The sequence below is a fragment of the Pseudomonas sp. TE9122 genome (assembly GCF_056278925.1).
In genome coordinates this window covers 5,045,444-5,064,167 of record NZ_JBWBQI010000001.1, presented here as the reverse complement: position 1 = coordinate 5,064,167, position 18,724 = coordinate 5,045,444, and the positions used below count along the sequence as shown (strand labels likewise).

18 protein-coding genes are annotated in these 18,724 nt (G+C 60.8%); 5 read left to right on the top strand and 13 right to left on the bottom strand.

Features of this window, described 5'->3' with window-relative positions; genetic code table 11:
• Positions 1-199 precede the first annotated feature (199 nt).
• The 5 genes from ACZ9BE_RS22890 to ACZ9BE_RS22870 form a co-directional block, all read right to left on the bottom strand.
• Positions 200-1,432, bottom strand: coding sequence for an MFS transporter (locus ACZ9BE_RS22890; protein WP_056786308.1), 1,233 nt, complete (start codon positions 1,430-1,432; stop codon positions 200-202).
• On the bottom strand, positions 1,425-2,402 hold the full coding sequence (locus ACZ9BE_RS22885) for a diiron oxygenase (protein ID WP_095181321.1): 978 nt from the start codon (positions 2,400-2,402) through the stop codon (positions 1,425-1,427). The genes ACZ9BE_RS22890 and ACZ9BE_RS22885 overlap by 8 nt, the downstream gene beginning before the upstream one ends.
• Entirely contained in the window at positions 2,399-3,472 is a 1,074-nt protein-coding gene (locus ACZ9BE_RS22880; RefSeq protein WP_476249972.1) for a SagB family peptide dehydrogenase, read from the bottom strand. Before ACZ9BE_RS22880 ends, ACZ9BE_RS22885 begins: the two co-directional genes overlap by 4 nt.
• A 452-nt stretch (positions 3,473-3,924) precedes the next feature.
• A complete protein-coding gene (locus ACZ9BE_RS22875) occupies positions 3,925-5,121 on the bottom strand; it encodes a class I SAM-dependent rRNA methyltransferase (RefSeq protein ID WP_016772700.1) in 1,197 nt (398 codons plus the stop codon).
• 162 nt (positions 5,122-5,283) lie between these two features.
• Positions 5,284-5,823 (bottom strand): type 1 glutamine amidotransferase domain-containing protein, encoded by a 540-nt coding sequence (locus ACZ9BE_RS22870; RefSeq protein ID WP_476249971.1) that lies wholly within the window; start codon positions 5,821-5,823, stop codon positions 5,284-5,286.
• A gap of 228 nt (positions 5,824-6,051) precedes the next feature.
• Here ACZ9BE_RS22870 and ACZ9BE_RS22865 point away from each other — a divergent pair, with 228 nt between their 5' ends.
• Genes ACZ9BE_RS22865 through ACZ9BE_RS22855 form a run of 3 tightly spaced genes read left to right on the top strand, consistent with a single transcriptional unit; the run spans position 6,052 to position 8,069 of the window.
• Positions 6,052-6,864 carry an HDOD domain-containing protein gene (locus ACZ9BE_RS22865; RefSeq protein ID WP_161984078.1) on the top strand — a complete coding sequence of 271 codons (813 nt, stop codon included), beginning with the start codon at positions 6,052-6,054 and terminating at the stop codon, positions 6,862-6,864.
• Between the two features lie 12 nt (positions 6,865-6,876).
• Complete coding sequence (gene mutM, locus ACZ9BE_RS22860; RefSeq protein WP_252879047.1) at positions 6,877-7,689, top strand: bifunctional DNA-formamidopyrimidine glycosylase/DNA-(apurinic or apyrimidinic site) lyase; 813 nt, start codon at positions 6,877-6,879, stop codon at positions 7,687-7,689.
• Positions 7,690-7,745: 56 nt separating this feature from the next.
• Positions 7,746-8,069: a hypothetical protein gene (locus tag ACZ9BE_RS22855; protein ID WP_041476834.1), complete on the top strand. Its 324-nt coding sequence runs from the start codon at positions 7,746-7,748 to the stop codon at positions 8,067-8,069.
• A 125-nt stretch (positions 8,070-8,194) separates the two neighbouring features.
• Here ACZ9BE_RS22855 and ACZ9BE_RS22850 read toward each other — a convergent pair whose 3' ends face one another.
• The 5 genes from ACZ9BE_RS22850 to ACZ9BE_RS22830 all read right to left on the bottom strand — a co-directional run bounded on the left by ACZ9BE_RS22850 (position 8,195) and on the right by ACZ9BE_RS22830 (position 12,922).
• Positions 8,195-8,446: a YfhL family 4Fe-4S dicluster ferredoxin gene (locus ACZ9BE_RS22850; RefSeq protein ID WP_003195146.1), complete on the bottom strand. Its 252-nt coding sequence runs from the start codon at positions 8,444-8,446 to the stop codon at positions 8,195-8,197.
• 148 nt (positions 8,447-8,594) lie between these two features.
• Positions 8,595-9,074: a pantetheine-phosphate adenylyltransferase gene (gene coaD, locus ACZ9BE_RS22845; protein WP_003229157.1), complete on the bottom strand. Its 480-nt coding sequence runs from the start codon at positions 9,072-9,074 to the stop codon at positions 8,595-8,597.
• A 115-nt stretch (positions 9,075-9,189) separates the two neighbouring features.
• Positions 9,190-10,785 (bottom strand): GMC family oxidoreductase, encoded by a 1,596-nt coding sequence (locus ACZ9BE_RS22840; RefSeq protein ID WP_095181323.1) that lies wholly within the window; start codon positions 10,783-10,785, stop codon positions 9,190-9,192.
• 131 nt (positions 10,786-10,916) lie between these two features.
• Positions 10,917-11,462, bottom strand: a complete 546-nt coding sequence (locus ACZ9BE_RS22835; RefSeq protein WP_095181324.1) for a twin-arginine translocation pathway signal protein — start codon at positions 11,460-11,462, stop codon at positions 10,917-10,919.
• A 29-nt stretch (positions 11,463-11,491) separates the two neighbouring features.
• Positions 11,492-12,922, bottom strand: coding sequence for a coniferyl aldehyde dehydrogenase (locus tag ACZ9BE_RS22830; RefSeq protein ID WP_476249970.1), 1,431 nt, complete (start codon positions 12,920-12,922; stop codon positions 11,492-11,494).
• Between the two features lie 147 nt (positions 12,923-13,069).
• Here ACZ9BE_RS22830 and ACZ9BE_RS22825 point away from each other — a divergent pair, with 147 nt between their 5' ends.
• Both ACZ9BE_RS22825 and ACZ9BE_RS22820 read left to right on the top strand, forming a co-directional pair.
• Entirely contained in the window at positions 13,070-13,741 is a 672-nt protein-coding gene (locus ACZ9BE_RS22825) for a TetR/AcrR family transcriptional regulator (protein WP_016772708.1), read from the top strand.
• Positions 13,742-13,772: 31 nt separating this feature from the next.
• On the top strand, positions 13,773-14,627 hold the full coding sequence (locus tag ACZ9BE_RS22820) for a sulfurtransferase (RefSeq protein ID WP_073471025.1): 855 nt from the start codon (positions 13,773-13,775) through the stop codon (positions 14,625-14,627).
• A 181-nt stretch (positions 14,628-14,808) separates the two neighbouring features.
• Here the strand turns inward: ACZ9BE_RS22820 and ACZ9BE_RS22815 are convergent, their stop codons facing one another.
• The 3 genes from ACZ9BE_RS22815 to ACZ9BE_RS22805 form a co-directional block, all read right to left on the bottom strand.
• Entirely contained in the window at positions 14,809-15,816 is a 1,008-nt protein-coding gene (locus ACZ9BE_RS22815; protein ID WP_476249969.1) for a hydrolase, read from the bottom strand.
• Between the two features lie 71 nt (positions 15,817-15,887).
• On the bottom strand, positions 15,888-17,360 hold the full coding sequence (locus ACZ9BE_RS22810; protein ID WP_476249968.1) for a M16 family metallopeptidase: 1,473 nt from the start codon (positions 17,358-17,360) through the stop codon (positions 15,888-15,890).
• Positions 17,357-18,697 carry a M16 family metallopeptidase gene (locus ACZ9BE_RS22805; RefSeq protein WP_476249967.1) on the bottom strand — a complete coding sequence of 447 codons (1,341 nt, stop codon included), beginning with the start codon at positions 18,695-18,697 and terminating at the stop codon, positions 17,357-17,359. The genes ACZ9BE_RS22810 and ACZ9BE_RS22805 overlap by 4 nt, the downstream gene beginning before the upstream one ends.
• Positions 18,698-18,724 lie beyond the last annotated feature (27 nt).

Genomic DNA, 18,724 nt, shown 5'->3' with positions numbered 1-18,724 from the left:
GAAACACCCGAAAAATGGCCGTGTGTCCGGAAGCTGCCGATGACGTTGCGGGATCGCCGCTGGTCTCAGCCTGAGCTCATAAACCCGCCGGGGATGAATGGCGATGAATGAGGCGATTCTACACCGCTGACGCCGCGAGGGAATGGCGCAAAGCATCGTTGACTTGCTGATGCGGTGCGCGGGATGACGACTGGCAGGGTCAATGGTCGCCTCCGGGCATCAACCTGTTGCTGCGCAGGTTGCTGACGCGACGGCCAATCACGCTGTTGAGCAACAGCGATACGCCGCTCAACACCACGAAGCCGTAACCCAGCGTCGCTTGCAGGTTGGCCGGGCCGAGGCTGATCAAGGCGCTGACCAGCCCGCCACAGATAAAGATGATGGTGCTGCCGGCAGACGCCGATGCGCCGGCATTTTCGGCAAACAGGCTCATGGCGCGGGAGGTAGCCGGTGGCCGGGAAATGGTCGTGCCCACCGTGCAGATGAGCATTGGAATCAGCACCGTCGCAGCTGACAAATCATGGTTGGCGGCCAGATAGAGCATTACCAGTCCCGAGAGCAGGATCAGACTCAGCCCGGTAAAAATCTGCTGTTGCGCATTGATATGCCGGTTCAGCACGCTGGCGAGCACGCCGCCAAAGACATAGGCGGCGCCGTAAATCAGCAGGATCAAGGCGAAATCGTAAGGTGCCATCTGCAGCTGCTCCATGAAGATCAGCGGGGAAATGACGATGAAGGAAAAGTGGCAAGCGAAAGCGAATGCGGAAATCAGCCAACAGCCGACAAATTCGAAATTGCCCAAGACGCGCTGATAGGACTGGATGAAGCCAAGGCGGCCGGGATCATGAGGAGGACGGCTGTTATCGAGCAATCGCCAGGTCTTGATCAAAACTGCTGCGGCCAGGGCGATGAAGACCCAGAAGCTGCCGCGCCAGCCGAGCGTGGCTTGCAGAAACGTGCCCGCCAATGGTGATACCGAAATGAAGATGCCCGTTGCGGTGACCATCAGGATCCGCAGGCGATCACGCTCGTTGCCTTCGAACAGATCCTGCACCAGTGCCTGGGACAGCACGAAGCAACCGCATCCCAGCGCCTGCATCACCCGGAAAATCAGGAACAGCGTGTAGTCATTGCTCAGCACGCAGCCAAGTGCGCCGAGCAGCGACACGCTCATGCCGGCAAGCAGCAGACCTTTGCGCCCGATCACATCTGACAGCGGGCCGATCAATAACTGGGCAAATGCGATGCCCACGGCAAACAGACTGATCGACAGCGCGATGTCGTTTGCCGATCGGCCAAAGTGGGCTGCCAATGCCGGAAAGGAAGGCAGCAGCACATCCAGCGGAAACACGCCAAGCAGGATCATCGCCAGCAGCAGGCTGATTGCTCCGCGCTGTTGTCGGCGGGTGGTTGCACGGCTGTGTTTATCCATCGATCAATCCTGCTTTGGCGAAAAGTGTCTGGTTGTGGGGCAATGCAAAGAAGCCCGCCTTGTGCAAGGCCTCCACCGTAGGTTTGCAGCCAACGCGTGCACGGGCGCGGTTGGCCTGCACCGTTGCCGTGCCGCCGACAATCTCCATCACGTCGATCTCGGCAATACCGGCCGAACGCAGGCTTTGTTGCAGCCAGCCTTCATCTGCTTCGAAGAAGATGGAAATGATCTCCACGAGGGTCTTGCTGGCGAACAGGCGTTGACGACTGTTCATCGCAATCCAGAAGTAATGGAAGGCTTCGGCGAAATAGCGGCTGTGCCGGGCTTCGTCGGCAAGGTGATCGCGCAACATGTCACTCACACTGGACACCAGCGTGTCGCGGCAGACCTCCAGCAACTCGCGGGCAATGATGGTTTCCGAGACAAATCCCAGCAGGAACCAGGCCAATGCACGGTTTTTCTCCGGCGTGCGCGCGATCAAAGCGTTCATGCGGCTGATCCGCTTCGGAATGACCGGTCGCCGGGTGATGCCGTAGAGCGCAGCGATCTGCTCGGCAATCTGGTTGGAAAACAGCGCGTGGTAGCCCTCGTCGGTATACAGCTGCAGTGCCGCATGTTTCATCGGTAGCGGTATATAAATGGGCAGTTCGCGGTGCACGATGACTTCCACCGCGCGGTTGACGATGCGGTGTTCGAGCAGGGTGGTGTAGTCGAGGAAATACACCAGATGATTGGCGGTAAGGCGGTGCAGGGTTTCGCGACCTTTGGCCTGGATGGCCGGATGCGCCAGATAGGGCACAAAGGCCGGGGGTAACCAGTAGCGGGTTTGCAATTGCTGCTCGACATCGCCCGGTAACCGATAGTCATGGACACTGCTGCGTACCGATGCACGGTTCTCCCAGCCTGGAAGCGTGAATTTGAGCGACCATGACACCGGGGCTTCGCTCTCGTCCATAGCCGTGGGAATCATGACTGTGCTCCGCTGAGCAGATCACGCATTTCCTGGCACATGGCCTGGCCATCGCTTTGTCCGCAACCGACGAAGAACAACGGTTGCTCGGCGCTGTCCGCGATGCCGAGCAGGGTTTCAATCTGTGCGTCGGCAAACGCGCCGGTCAACCAGGTGTTCAACCCCAGCGTCGTCGCTACCAGTTGAAAGGTTTGCGAGAGATGACCGGCCTCGATGAAGGCCATGCGATAGGCACGCGAGTGCTCGTACTTCCACCAGAGACGATCAAACCTTGCAGTGATGAACACGCCCAGTGGCAGGTTGTTGATGAAATGCTGGCCGCCGAGCAATTGACCCAGCTCCGGATCCGGCAGCGCATTGATCCGACTCAGGGCGTGTTCGGCAGGGTGATAGGCGTAGATGCCGGGTTCCAGTCCGCTGACATTTTGCGCCAGGACAAATCCCTCACAGGCGTTCAGTCCGCCGCCGGACGGGCAGCTTCGGCGTGCCTCGAGACCCGGTGCGACCGGATCGTCGTGGGCATTGTCGCGTGGGGGAAGGTAGCCGAGGGTCAGATACAGCAGCGTGCCGACCTCATCCAGTGTCACCGCTGCACCGGTGTAGGAACGACAGGTTTTGCGCCTCATCAGGGCCTGAGTCAGGCTGTCATCATCAATGGCGCCAGGTACGGGCAGGGTAATCAGGGGCTGCACTGATCGCCGCGCCCGGGTGTCTGCAGGTTCTGGCTTCGCCAGCACTTCGCTGCAGTGCGCCAGATATTGCCTGGACCACTCGTGGATATTCCGAGGCGTATGTGCGCTAGGTATGTTTTGTGTGCCGATGTGATAGATCTTCGACAATTCATCCCAGCCCCAATTCGGACTGTCTATTTTTGAAGTTATTAAAGTGCCGGCGTCCAGAAGTTGTGTGTCTATTATGTTGTTCGGGTCAAATATATCAGGGTTGTGTATAAGGCTGGCGAGGCGATGGGAGTATTCAAGATCAAGTTCGTGTTGAGTGTGGTTCTTGTAGTTCCAGACAACTTGTCCAGGCGGGCGCGGCAATATAAAAAGAAAAGGATTGATATACATGGGCTCAGGTCACTCGGGAAAAAGTCTGATGGACGCCAGAGTGCCGGCACTCTCCGGCGTCCAGGCTTACTTAGCGGCCGGTGGCTGCAACCAGAAAGGCCAGGTTGGCGAGTTTGTCTGTTTCGAGATAAATGGTTTTCATGATGTGAACTCCTTGTTCGTTGGTAGTTGAGTCGCTTCGTTGCGACAACTTCATATTAGTTTGTAATCGAATATTGGCAAGCGGATATTAAGTAGGAATATTCCAGTAATTTTGTCGGAGTGATCTTTTGCAGGAGGCTTACTGCGTAGGTTTAATTTCCATGATTGACAGGCATGACGAAACTTCCTGCAAGGCAGCGAGAAAGAAGTTGTAGGAAGAGGGCAGGACACTCATGTCGAGTGTGAAAAAACGGGGGGAGGGCGCGCAAAAAAAACGGGGAGCTCAGTGGCTCCCCGGTGTTCAAGCGCAATCAGCTGTTGGGCAGCAGACGGCAGGTGATGCTTTTGATGTAACGGGTTTCAGCGATGGCCGGATGCACCGGATGATCCGGACCCTGACCGCCACGCTCGAGCATCTGGATATTGCGGTCCAGGTGACGGGCGCTGGTCAGCAGGATGTTCTGCAGATCATCTTCCGGCAGGTGCATGGAGCACGAAGCACTGACCAGAATGCCGTCCTTGGTCAGCAGGCGCATGGCTTGCTCGTTCAGACGACGGTAGGCGCCTTCGCCGTTCTTCATGTCTTTCTTGCGTTTGATGAAGGCCGGCGGATCGGCAACGATCACGTCGAAACGCTCTTCGCTGGCTTTCAGTTCCTTCAGCGCTTCAAAGACATCGCCTTCGATGCAGGTCATCTTGTCAGCGAAACCGTTCAGCGCAGCGTTGCGCTCTACACCGTCGAGGGCGAATGCGGAGGCGTCGACGCAGAACACTTCGCTGGCGCCGAACGCCGCGGCCTGCACGCCCCAGCCACCGATATAGCTATAGAGGTCGAGCACGCGTTTGCCTTTGGCGTAGGGTGCCAGGCGCGCGCGGTTCATGCGGTGGTCGTAGAACCAGCCGGTTTTCTGACCTTGAATGACCGGCGCTTCGAACTTGACGCCGTTCTCTTCCAGCGCGACCCATTCCGGTACCAGACCGAACACGGTTTCGACGTAGCGGTTGAGGCCTTCGGCGTCGCGGGCTGCGGAGTCGTTCTTGAACAAAATGCCGCTTGGCTTGAGCACTTGAGTCAGCGCGGCGATCACGTCGTCTTTGTGCGCTTCCATGGTCGCCGAAGCGATCTGCACCACAAGAATGTCGCCGAAACGATCGACCACCAGACCCGGCAGCAGGTCGGAGTCGCCGTAGACCAGACGATAGAACGGCTTGTCGAACAGACGCTCGCGCAACGACAGCGCGACGTTCAGGCGATGCACCAGCAGCGACTTGTCGAGGGCCAGTTTGATGTCGCGCGACAGCAGGCGCGCGCAGATCAGGTTGTTCGGGCTCATGGCGACGATGCCCAACGGCTTGCCGCCAGCGGCTTCGAGCACCGCCTGATCGCCAGCCTTGAAGCCGTGCAGAGGCGTGGCGGCCACGTCGATTTCGTTGCTGTAGACCCACAAGTGGCCGTTGCGCAGGCGACGGTCGGCGTTGGCTTTGAGGCGCAGGCTAGGCAGGGACATGACGTCGCTCCGGAAAAAAGAGCGGGAGTATAGCGTGTTGACGCGTGCTCCGGTTTGGCCTGCGATGAAAAGCGGATGGCCCCTTCGCGAGCAGGCTCGCTCCCACACTTGCAATGCATTCACCTGTGGGAGCGAGCCTGCTCGCGAAAGCGATTTCAGCTCTTATGCAGCCAGTGCGTCAATCAGGGCCTGACTGAACGCCGGCACATCATCCGGCTGGCGGCTGCTGATCAGGTTGCCGTCCTTGATCACCTCCTGATCGACCCAGTTGACCCCGGCATTGACCAGATCGTCCTTGACCGTTTTGTAGCTGGTCATGGTCTTGCCATTGACCAGCCCTGCGGAAATCAGCAGCCAGCTGCCATGACAGATCACGGCAATCGGCTTGCCCGCCGAAGCGGCAGTCTTGACCAGATGCTGAGCATCCTGATCGATACGGATAGTGTCGGAATTCTGCACACCGCCCGGCAGCAGCACGGCATCGTATTGATCGATGCTCACGGCCTGAAAGGTGTTGGCGACCGGAAAGTCGTCGGCCGGTTTGTCATGGTTCCAGCCTTTGACGGTGCCGGCCTCGGCCGAGAGGATATCGACCTGCACGCTGGCCTGCTCCAGGGCATCCTTGGGCCCGGTCAGTTCGACCTGTTCGAAACCATCGGTAACCAAAATAGCGACGCGTTTGCCATTGAGGGAAGTTGCCATCGGTAAGCTCCTGAGTCTGTGGAGATTTTGCCTTCGCAGCGGACCGTTGAGGTCCGATGCGCCCTACAGATTCCGAAGCCTGGGCACAGATGAAAGTTCCGGCGATGTGCCCATCGGTGTGTCGCCCTGCGGTTTCAGCGGTTAGAATCGCCGCCTGCCCCGGAGTGTGTACTTATGTCCCAAGAGCTGACCACCGAACAGATTCAACAATCGCTGCAAGGCATCAGTGTGCCGGCGCAACCGCAGATCATGGTGGATCTGCAAATGGAGCAGTACATGCCCGACCCGGACCTGGAGGTGATCGCCAAGCTGATCTCCCAGGACCCCGGTCTGTCCGGCGCGCTGCTGAAAATCGTCAACTCGCCGTATTACGGCCTGAGCAACAAGATCACCTCGATCCAGCGTGCGGTAAACCTGTTGGGCAGCCGCTCGATCATCAATCTGATCAACGCGCAGTCGATCAAGGGCGAGATGAACGACGACACCATCGTCACCCTCAACCGTTTCTGGGACACCGCGCAGGACGTGGCGATGACCTGCCTGACCCTGGCCAAGCGCATCGGCACCCAGGCCGGTGATGAAGCCTATGCGTTAGGGCTGTTCCACGATTGCGGCGTACCGTTGATGCTGCAGCGTTTCCCCAATTACATGACCGTGCTGGAAGAGGCCTACGCCAGCGCCAGCCCGGAATGCCGTGTGGTCGATACGGAAAACCGTGTGTTCAACACCAACCACGCCGTGGTCGGTTACTACACCGCCAAGTCCTGGCGCCTGCCGGAGCATGTCAGCGCCGCCATCGCCAACCACCACAACGCGCTGGCGATTTTCAGCGACGAATCGTCGAAGAACAGCCAGCTGAAAAACTTGCTGGCGATTCTGAAAATGGCCGAGCACATCTGCGCCTCGTATCGGGTGCTGGGCAACCAGAGCGAAGATTTCGAGTGGAACGCGGTCGGCCCGCTGGTGCTCGATTACGTCGGTCTGTCGGACTACGACTTCGAAACACTCAAACAAACGATTCGCGACCTCGGCGCGCATTGATCCGAGGACACCATGCCTGAACTGCCGGAAGTCGAAACCACCCGTCGCGGGATCGCCCCGCACCTGGAAGGCCAGCGGGTCAGCCGCGTCATCGTCCGCGACCGGCGCCTGCGCTGGCCGATCCCCGAAGACCTCGATGTGCGCCTGTCCGGGCAGCGCATCGTGCTGGTGGAGCGGCGCGCCAAGTACCTGTTGATCAACGCCGAGATCGGCACACTGATCAGCCATTTGGGCATGTCGGGCAATCTGCGTCTGGTCGAGGCCGGGTTGCCGGCGTTGAAGCACGAGCACGTCGATATCGAACTGGAATCGGGTCTGGCCCTGCGCTACACCGACCCGCGACGGTTCGGCGCGATGCTGTGGAGCAACGACCCGCTCAATCACGAATTGCTGATTCGCCTCGGGCCGGAGCCGCTGACCGATCTGTTCGATGGCGAAAGATTGTTCAAGCTGTCACGCGGACGTTCGATGGCGGTCAAGCCGTTCATCATGGACAACGCGGTGGTGGTCGGGGTGGGCAATATCTACGCGACCGAAGCGCTGTTCGCCGCCGGCATCGACCCGCGCCGCGAAGCCGGGGGCATCTCCCGCGGGCGTTACTTGAAACTGGCAATCGAGATCAAACGCATCCTTGCCGCCGCCATTGAGCGTGGCGGCACGACATTGCGCGATTTCATTGGCGGCGACGGTCAGCCCGGCTATTTCCAGCAGGAACTGTTTGTCTACGGCCGGGGAGGGCAGCACTGCAAGGTCTGCGGCACCGGTCTGCGTGAAGTGAAGCTCGGCCAGCGCGCCAGCGTGTTTTGCCCGCGCTGCCAGACCTGAAAAAATCCTTGGGTCTATAGTGAGAAGTCTCACTGCTCAGCCCGAAGGATCGTGCCATGAAACTCCTGCAAGTCTTCTTCGTCACGCTGCTGTTGTGTTCCAGCCTGGCCGTTCAGGCCTCGGAAAACGGCAGCGGTGACCCGCGATACACCATCCAGAATCCCCCGGCCTACGCCATGCTCGGCGACCTGCTGATTGCCCGACCTTTGCTGGTGGTGGCAACGGTGATCGGTGCGGGAGCGTTTGTGGTGTCGTTGCCGTTTACCGCGCTCGGCGGCGGTGTTGGCGATGCCGGTCAGGCGCTGGTGGTAGACCCGGCGAAAGCAGCGTTTGTGCGGTGTCTGGGGTGTACGGGGGAGGGGTTCGAGCAGCGCGAGTGAGCTGATCGGGTTTCAGGGGTGTGGCTGATGGCCCATTCGCGAGCAGGCTCGCTCCCACAGGAGAATGCATTGCAAATGTGGGAGCGAGCCTGCTCGCGAAGAGGGCCGGACGGGCACTGAAGAGATCAGGCCTTGCCGGTAATCTTGCGGTACTTCTCCATCAACTGTTCTTCAGTCTCCGGATGGGCTTCGTCCAGTGGAATGCAATCCACCGGGCAGACCTGCTGGCACTGCGGCTCGTCGTAGTGGCCGACGCACTGGGTGCACAGGTTCGGGTCGATCACGTAGATCTCTTCGCCTTGGGAAATGGCGGCGTTCGGGCACTCGGGTTCGCAGACGTCGCAGTTGATGCAATCGTCGGTGATGATCAGGGACATGCTAACTCCAGCCGGGGCGGCAGGCCCGGGCGCTATAAATCAATGCGCGCAATTGTGCCGCATTGAAGCTCGCAGTGCACGCGGGGGCGATCAAGGGCACTCTTTGGCTGCGATCCAAAAACGAAAGGATCGCAGCCTGCGGCAGCTCCTACTTCTTGAAGCGCAGGGTCAGCGCGTCGGCCACGGCCGGGTGGACGAACTTGCTGATATCGCCGCCCAGCGCGGCAATCTCCCGCACCAGCGTCGAGGAAATGAACGAATAACGCTCCGACGGCGTGAGAAACAGGCTCTCCACATCCGGTGCCAGTTGGCGGTTCATGTTGGCCAGCTGGAATTCGTATTCGAAGTCCGACACCGCACGCAGACCACGCAGGAACACATTGGCGTTCTGCTCTTTGGCGAAATGCGCGAGCAGCGTCGAGAAACCGACCACTTCCACGTTAGGCAGGTGTTTGGTGACCTCGCGAGCCAGTTCCACCCGTTGTTCCAGCGGGAACAGCGGGTTCTTTTTCGGGCTGGCGGCGACCGCAATGATCACGTGATCGAACAGGCGCGAGGCGCGTTCGACCAGATCGCCATGGCCCTTGGTAATAGGGTCGAAGGTACCTGGGTACAACACTCGGTTCATCGCGTCGTCCTGGCGGGAGTCCGTTGGGGAGTCGGATGGTATCGCAGCCTTCCCGGTCGGCCAAGTCGCCTGTTGGGTAAGAAAGCACTATAGACGATAGGAATATTCCGCTTTTTCATGGATTTTTCAGTCGGTCAGCCAAGGCTGTCGCCAGTTGCGCGGTCAGGCCATACACCGACAACTGCGGGTTGGCGCCGATGCTGGTGGGGAACAGCGAGCCATCGTGAATCGACAGATTGCTCAGTTGATGATGGCGGCCGAGGCTGTCAGCGACCGCGCTTTTCGGATCTTCACCCATCGCACAACCACCCATCACGTGGGCACTGCCCAGTCGCGTGCGGTACAGCTCCAGGCTCAGTCCATCGATCATTGAGCGCGCCTCGGCCAGTGTCTTCACATAGCGGCCGTCGGCGTGCATCGGCATCACCGATTGCGCGCCGCCGGCGAACTGGATTTCGGCCATCACGTGAAAGGCCCGGCGCAAACCGTCCCAGGCGTATTGCGAAACCTGATAGTCGAGCACCGGCGAGCCATCACCGCGCAGCTCCACCGAGCCACCGCTGCTGTCCGGATGGAAGCCATCGCGCAGCAGCGCCAGCATCGCGTGGGTGTGCGGCAGATCAGCCATGTGTTGCGCGTTCTCTTGACCGAAACCGCCGAGCAGTGTGGCGGCCAGCGCCGGGTGCAGCGGCGGCACTTCGAGTTTGAAAGCCATCGGCCCGGTGGTGCCGTCCTTCCACTGAAAATGGTCGGAGTAGATCGACTGCGGCGCGCCGTAGAACGGATTGACCACCTCGGCGAAACGCGCGGCGGACATGTTCACCGGGTGCAGAAAGGTGCGCTTGCCTATGCGCTCATGCGGATCCGGCGCGTCGGAGCGCAGCAACAGCGCCGGGCTGTTGATGCCGCCGCCGGCCAGCACATAATGCCGCGCCTTGACGCTGATGCTGCGCCCGGTCGGCTCGACGCAGCGTTGGTCCATCGCCACGCAATGCAGCCCGGTAACCTTGTCGCCACTGATCAGCAGTTTCTCCACCCGCGCCAGATACAGCAGCTCGCCGCCCTTTTCCAGCGTCGCCGGGATGGTCGTGACCATCATCGATTGCTTGGCATTGCTCGGGCAGCCCATGCCGCAATAGCCCAGATTCCAGCAGCCGCGCACGTTGCGCGGGATCACGTGCCAGCTGTAGCCGAGTTGCTCGCAGCCTTTGCGGATCACATCGTTGTTGGCATTGGGCGGCACCATCCACGGCGCGACGCCGAGGCGCTGCTCCATTTTTTCGAACCACGGCGCCATCTCTGCCGGACTATGGCCTTTGACGTTGTGCTCGCTGGCCCAGTGTTCGAGGGTCGGCTCGGGTGTGCGGAAGCTCGAGGTCCAGTTGATCAGCGTCGTGCCGCCGACCGCGCGGCCCTGCAGGATAGTGATCGCGCCGTCCTTGCTCATGCGCCCGATGCCTTCCTGGTAGAGGCTGCTGTAAGCCTCGTCTTCGAGCAGCTTGAAATCCGAACTGGTCTTCAGCGGGCCTTCTTCGATCAGCAGGACTTTGTAGCCGGCCGCGCTGAGGATCTCCGCCGTGGTGCCGCCGCCGGCGCCACTGCCGATGATCGCCACGTCGGCTTCGAGGATGAGGTCGTCGCTCAGTTGCGCGCCGTTGTAGGTTTTCCAGCCTCGGGCGAGGCCTTCGCGGAAGGGATCGGGTACGGGCATCGGTCAGGTTCTCTTTATTATTCTGGATGCTGAGGTGATGCAGCAGGCCCCTTCGCGAGCAGGCTCGCTCCCATAGGGGGATGCATTTCAAATGTGGGAGCGAGCCTGCTCGCGAAGGCCGCGCCCTGGTTTCAGACCTTCGGCGGACCGGGATAACCGCAGTGAGCCCAGGACTCGGCGCGGGTGTACCAGGCCATCATCACCATCTGCTGCAACGAGCTATGGCCCATGCGCAGCAAGCTCAGTGAACTGTTCTCCCAGCGTTCAAGGAAATGCCGCATCGCTTCAGGGCTGGCGTTTTCCCAACTGCCCCAGATACCGGTGAGCGGGCCACGGGTCACGGCCATGCCGAGCACATCGAAGAGTTGCCGAGTGAGCTTGAGCATTTCCAGCGACAGGTGATCGAGGCTGTAGTCCAGCGACTTCAGCGTGCCGTCTAGCGCTGCGGGCATTTCCCCGGCGGCGACGGCGCCGTCGAGCATCACCGGGATCAGCGCGCGCAGGAACAGCAGATCGCCGTCGCGCAAACTGACGAAACCGTTGGCGCTGACGCTCGACGAGCAGCCAGTGAGGCTGGCGCCAAGGCCGGCGGTGGCGAGAAACGCGCTGGCGCCGAGGCTGAATTTCAGCAGGCCACGGCGCGACAGGGCAGGTGTTTCGGTCAGGCTTGGGTGCATTGTTTTTATTACCCGGCGTCGACGAACGTTTAGCGAATGAACAGCTTCTGAATCAGTTTCTGAATCGATGTGCCGTAGGGCGGGTAGATCAGCCGGGCCGCGTTGAAGCGTTGTTTGATCAGCACGCCCTTGGCCTTGCTGAAGGTCAGGAAACCTTCGTGGCCGTGGTAATGGCCCATGCCCGAGGGGCCGATGCCACCGAAGGGCATATCGTCCTGAGCGACATGCAACAAGGTGTCGTTCAGGCATACGCCGCCGGAATGGGTCTCGTGCAGTACGCGATGCTGTTCGCGTTTGTCGTAGCCAAAGTAGTAAAGAGCCAGAGGACGAGGCCGCTGATTGATGTAAGCGAATGCCTGCTCCAGATCGCGATAAGGCACGATCGGCAGCAACGGGCCGAAAATCTCGTCCTGCATCACCGTCATCTCATCGCTGACATTGAGCAGCACGCTGTGCGGCATGCGTCGGCCCTGGCCTTGTTCGAACAGTGGGATCAGCAGCGCGCCCTTGCTGGTCGCGTCGCTGACGTAACCGTTCAGTCGGGCCATCTGGCGTTCGTTGATGATCGCGGTGTAGTCGGCGTTGTCGGCCAGGGTCGGGTAGAAGCCTTTCACAGCCTGACGGTAGGCCTCGACGAAGGCGCCGACGCGGTCTTCCGGCACCAGCACATAGTCGGGCGCGACGCAGGTCTGCCCGGCGTTGAGGGTTTTGCCGAAGGCGATGCGTTCGGCGGCGTCCTTGAGCGGTACGTCTGTGGAGACGATGGCCGGCGACTTGCCGCCCAGTTCCAGGGTGACCGGCGTGAGGTTTTCCGCTGCAGCGCGCATGACGTGTTTGCCGACGCTGGTGGAACCGGTGAACAGCAAGTGATCGAACGGCAGACGCGAGAACGCCACGCCGATATCTGCCTCACCCAGCACCACGCAAACCAGGTCTTCGGGAAAGATCCGCGCGAGCAGCTCTTTGAGCAACAGGCCGGTGGCCGGGGTCGATTCGCTGAGCTTGAGCATCACCCGATTGCCCGCCGCCAGGGCGCCGACCATCGGCCCTACGGCCAGATACAGCGGGTAGTTCCACGGCACGATCACACCGACCACGCCCAGCGGCTGGTAAACCACCTTTGCCGAAGCAGGCTGGAAGGCCATGCCGACCTTGCGCCGCGATGGCTTCATCCAGTTCTTCAGATGACGGCTGGCGTAGTGAATGCCGTGCAGGCTCGGCATCAGCTCGGCGAGCAGGGTTTCGTCGGCGCTGCGGTGACTGAAATCGGCGCTGATCGCGTCGATCAATGCCTGCCGCTCAGCGCTGAGCAAATCGCGCAAAGCCTTGAGCCATTGTTGCCGCTGTGCGGCCGGCGGCATCGGGTTGGCGGCGTACGCGGCCCGTTGTGCCTGGAACTGCCGATCGAGGGTTTCAAGTGGCTGTTGCAGCGTTTGCAGGTAGGCAATGTCGGCAGTCATCGCGGGCTCCGGATTTTATTGTAATGGGCACTTTTTAGAGTCTAAGCTCTAGAAAGTCAAACGACTTCCGTGCACGGCAAGGTTTTATCCATTTCCGGTTAGGTCGTAAGATGCGCCGTCTACGCACTCTGAATTAAAGCTCAAGCCATGGCCCCACGGATAAAAACCAGCGAGCGCATCGTTCAGAACAGCCTGGAGCTGTTCAATCAGCAGGGCGAGCGCAGCGTCAGCACCAACCACATCGCCGCGCACATGGAGATTTCTCCGGGCAACCTGTACTACCACTTCCCCAACAAGCAGGCGATCATCGCCGTGTTGTTCAGTGAGTACGAAGCCCTGGTGGACAGCTTTTTGCGTCCGCCTCAGGGCCGCCCGGCGACCGTCGAAGACAAGCGTTTCTATCTCAAGGAACTGCTCTCGGCCATGTGGCGCTACCGTTTCCTGCATCGTGACCTTGAGCATCTGCTCGACAGCGATGCGGAACTGGCCGCGCGCTATCGGCGCTTTTCCCAGCGCTGCGTGATCCAGGGCGCAGCGATCTACGAAGGCTTCGTCGCCGCCGGCATCCTGAAAATGGACCGTGTGCAGATTGAATCCCTGACCCTCAATGCGTGGATCATCCTGACCTCGTGGGTGCGTTTTCTGTGCACCACCCGGGAAAACTCCAACCACCTCAGCGAACAGGCCGTGAAGCGTGGCGTGTATCAGGTGCTGGTGCTGGAAGCAGGGTTTGTTACCGATCAGGCGCGGGATGAAGTCAACGCATTGTTCGACGAGTTCTACGTGCCACTGGCGCAGGCTCTCGAAGACGTGAAATAAACCGTTCAGCCGAATTCCACAGGAGCCCGTTATGTCGATTGCGCAGTTGATCAGCCCACAAGCTTTGGACGCTCGCAAAGAGCAGCCGGGGCTGGTGATTCTCGATTGTCGTTTCGCCCTCGAGGATCCGGATTACGGCCAGCGCAGCTACGCCGAAGGGCACATTGCCGGAGCGAGTTTCGCCGATCTGGAACGGGATCTAAGCGGCAAAGTCGAGAAGGGTGTGACCGGGCGTCATCCGTTGCCCGAGCCGGCGGCGCTGATCGAACGCCTGCAAGCCTGGGGCATCAGCAACGACAGCGATGTGGTTTTGTATGATGACGGCCCGGGTGCATACGCGGCGCGGGCGTGGTGGTTGCTGGCATGGCTGGGCAAGCGCGACGGCGTATTCATTCTCGATGGCGGGCTCAAAGCCTGGCACGCGGCCGGCCTGCCGCTGAGCCTGGATCCGCCGAGCGTGACGCCGGGTAACTTCAGTGGCCAGCCGGACATGAGCCTGCTGCTCAGCGCCGAGCAATTGCAGCAGCGCCTCGGCCAGCCAACCCTGACCCTGCTCGACGCCCGCGCCTTGCCGCGCTTCAAGGGCGAAGTGGAACCGATCGATCCGGTGGCTGGGCATATTCCCGGCGCGCAGTGCGCGGCGTTCACCGACAACCTCGGCAGTGACGGACGTTTTTTGCCGGCGGAGCAGCTCAAGCAGCGCTTTGCGGCGAAGCTGGGTGATCGCTCACCGTCGGAACTGGTCGCCTACTGCGGCTCCGGGGTGACAGCGTGCCATAACCTGTTTGCACTGTGCCTGGCCGGTTATCCGCTGGGGGCGTTGTATGCCGGATCGTGGAGCGAGTGGATCAACGAACCGTCGCGCGGCATTGCCACGGGCGAATAAACCCAGCGATCTCTCTGTAGGAGTGAGCCTGCTCGCGATGGCGGTGTGTCTGTGAGTTAAATGCCAACTGACTCACCGCTTTCGCGAGCAGGCTCGCTCCCACATTGAACCAGGTTGTGCCATGCATTTTCATGCCGACACAAATCCCTGTGGGAGCGAGCCTGCAAGGGCCATGCGGCGTTCATTGACCGAGTGCGGCCAGCCATTGTGGTATGCGCCGCTCCAGGTAATACCCGGGCCGGCGAAACGAGCCGTCGACGAAGCCGACATGACCGCCACGCGCCTGCAATTCGAACTGGGTGCAGGCTGACAACTCATCGGCTTGCGGCAGGCTGTGGGGAAATACGAACGGATCATCCGCTGCCTGAATGATCAGCGTCGGCGTGCGGATCTCGCCGAGGTAGTAGCGGCTTGAGGCGCGGTGGTAGTAATCCTCGGCATCGGTGAAACCATGCAGCGGCGCGGTGACCCGGCCGTCGAAATCCCAGAACGTACGCATGTTTTCCAGCGAGCCGAGCGCGGCCAGTTTCGCCAGGCCGTCTTCGCGTCCGTCATGCTGGAACTGGCGCTGCTTGTTCTTGATGTAGGCGACCATTTCGCGCATGAAATGCGCCTGGTAAACCCGCGAAAATCCCTGGCCAATCCGGTCTGCGCATTGGTCGAGCCTGAACGGTACCGACACCGCCACCGCGCCGAGCACACCGCTGTTGCTGCCGGTTTCACCGAGATGCTTGAGCAGCACATTACCGCCCAGCGAATAACCGACCGCGTACAACGGCGCCAACGGTCGTTTCGCGCGCAGATGCTGGATGGCTTCGGCAAGGTCTTCGCTGGCGCCGGAGTGGTAGCTGCGCGGCAACAGATTCGGCTCGCCGGAACAACCGCGCCAGTTCAGCGCGACGCTGGCCCAGCCCTGCTCGGCCAAGGCCTTTTGAATGCCCGCCACATAGGGCGAATTGGATGAGCCGGTCAAACCGTGCAGCACCAGTACCAACGGCGCCTCGGCGCTGTGCGGGCCGTGCCAGTCGAGGTCGAGGAAGTCGCCGTCCTCGAGCCACAGGCGTTCGCGTTCGCGCTCGATGTGCACGGTCTTGCGCCACAGCGGACCCCACAGGGTTTGCAGATGTGGATTGCCGAGGCCGAAGGCCGGAACGAAACGCGAGGCGGGAAGCGGGGACGGTGATTGCACGGCAAATCTCGACAGGTCTTGCGTAAAGCGACCGGCGCACAGGGCGGGCTGTCGCTTCTCAACGAAAGCGCCTAACTTGCCACAAAGCCCGGGTCGGCGCGACACATGTCCTCTTCAGCCTGACCGATCGGCGCAACCTCCGGTCCAGGCAGTGGCTGTTGCTCGACACTGGGGCCGACCGTAACCGACACCCAGCGATCAACAGACAAGTGACGGTTCATAGCGAGTTTGATGTCGTCCACCGTCAGCCTCTGCACTTGTTGCATTGTGTAATCCAAATCGAGCGGCAAGTCGTAGCGGTTGATCTCCACGAGTCTGGCCAGAATGTGCCGGTTGCTGGCGCTGGTGAGCACATTTCTGTTGGCCAGCCTGCGCTTGAGGTGCTCGAGTTCCGGGGCGGTCGGCCCTTGCCGAAGAAAATCATTGAGCATCGAGCGCACCAAAGCGACGGTGCTGTCGCTCATGGAGCTACCGGTCTGCAAGGTGACGGTCAGCAACCCGGCGCCACCAGCCCAATTGACGCTGGCGCCATACACGTCATAAACCTGTCCGCGCTTGTGCCGCAGTTCATTCATCAACCGACTGTTGCTGCCTCCGGCGAGAATCTGACTGGCGGCGTACAAGGCGGGGTGATCGGCATGTCGTCGCGGCACGCTGATTTGGGCAAAGGCAATGTGGGTCTGCAGTTGATTCAGTTCCAGGTGACTGGACTGGACGTTTCCGGGTGTTGCCATTGCTGAAGACACCAGCGCGTCAGGAGGCTTGGGCAGGGCATTGCTGATCTGCAGGCTGATCGCTTGTGCCTGGTCCAGAGTGAGGTCGCCGACGAGGGTGATTTGCGCATGTCGGGCAGCGTAATAGCGGCGATGGAAATCCTCCACGGCGGCCCGGGTCACGGCATTGAGGCCCCATTGCGTGCCATAGACCGGAAGGCTGTACGGGCTGTCCGGCGCAAGCAGTGCCTTGATGCTCTGCGAGGCCAGACCCGCGGCATCGCCTTGCTCTGCGATGAGCGCGGCGCGCAGTTCGTCTTTCACTGGCGGCAGGCGCTGGGCGCTGAGCGATGGCTCGCTGAATATTCGCGTCAACAGATCCATCGCCGGTAGGCGCTTGGCCGGATCGCTGAGGCTGCGCAGGGAGAACACGGCGCGGTCGTGATCGATGTCCATTTCCCATTGCGCGCCGAGCCCGTCGAAGGTTTCGACGATGGCGGACAAATCCTTGCCGGGGATACCTTCATTGAGCATGGAAAAGGTCGTGGCAGCCAGGCCCGGCAGGCTACCGTCGCGGGCGCTGCCTGCGGCGAAGCTGACGTGAATATCGAACATCGGCAGATCGCTCGTGCGCACGAACAGCACCTTGGTGCCGGTCAGGGTTTTCCAGCCCCTGATCTGCAATGCGCGCGGCTTGATTTCCAGCGCTTGGACTTCGCTGAGCGATTGCAGGCGCGATGTCCGCGCTTGTTCAGGCTGACCATCAGCGCAAGCCGCCGCAGCCGACAGCCACATCAGGACCAACCCCGTGCGCCTTGAGGACCTGCTCATCGGACGTCCACCTTGCGTACGTGGGCAACGCTGAGACGCTCGGGGGTCAGCCACGTGGCGGCCACTTCGCGGATCTGTTGCGGCGTCACTTTCGCCAATGCAGCTGCATCTTCATCGAGTATTCGCCAAGGCAAGCCGATGGCCTGGAGCCTGGCCAGCTGACGCGCCTGTTCCTGAATCGAATCGCGGGCATACACCTGCTGCGCGATCAGTTGCGTGCGTGCCCGCTCGAGCTCTTCTGCCGACGGTGGTGTGGTGCGCAACGTTTCGATCTGCTCCCACACCCGCGCTTGCGCACCTTCAAGATCGGTCAGCGGCGGATCGGCCAGCTCGGCAGTCAACAGCAGCAGGCTGTCGCCGCGCGTCCGTTCGTCGTAGTGAGTGTCGACACGATTGAGAACGCGGTCGGTGAAAATCAATTTCTTTTGCAGGCGCGCGCCATGTGCGCCGCCGAGTATCGCGTTGATCAGGCGCAGGGCGTGCACGGTGTGCAGGTCTTTGGCCGTGGCCAGTCCGGGCAGATTGAAAGCCATCAGCAACCGCTCTGCTGGGACATGGCGCTGCAAGGTCAGTCTGCGTTCGCCCGGCACTTTCAGCTCCACGGGCCGTAACAGGCGCGGCACGGGACGATTTGCGAGCGCGCCAAAATAGCGCTCGGCCAGCGGCTGCACGTGTGCGAGCGTGACATCGCCGACGATCACCAGTACGGCGTTGCCCGGCGCGTAACGGCTTTGATACCAATGGCGAAGTTCCTCGGCGTCCACGTGCTGCAGGTCGTGCATCCAGCCGATGACTGGCGTGCGATAGCTGTTGGCGACATGCGCCTGGCTGGTGAAGTGTTCCAGCACAGCGGCGTCGAAATCGTCGTCGATGCGCAGCTGGCGCTCTTCGCGGATGACTGCCAGTTCGGTTTTCAGGTCGTCGACGTGCAAATCGGCAGTCGTCATCAGGTCGGCCATCAGCTCGAAAACCACGCCCAGATAGCGCGGCGACAAGGTCTGGTAGTAGCCGGTGACGTCCTCGGCGGTGAAGGCATTTTCTTCGGCACCCAGGGATTCCAAAAGACGCGAAGCCTCACCGGCGCAGGTCTTGTGGCTGCCTTTGTAGAGCATGTGTTCAAGAACGTGCGATAGCCCGGCTTGCCCCGGCGCCTCGTCTGCCGAGCCGACCTTGAACCACAAATGCGAAGTGACCAGCGGCGCACGGTGATCCTCGCGCACCAGTACCTGCAAACCGTTTTCCAGGGTGAATTGATGAGTCGGCGGGGGCGTGGCGGCCAGTGTCATGAACGGCGCGAGGCCAAGAAAAAGCAGCATCCGGCTGCAGAGCGTATCCATACGCGAAATCCTCAGTGGTTAACGCAG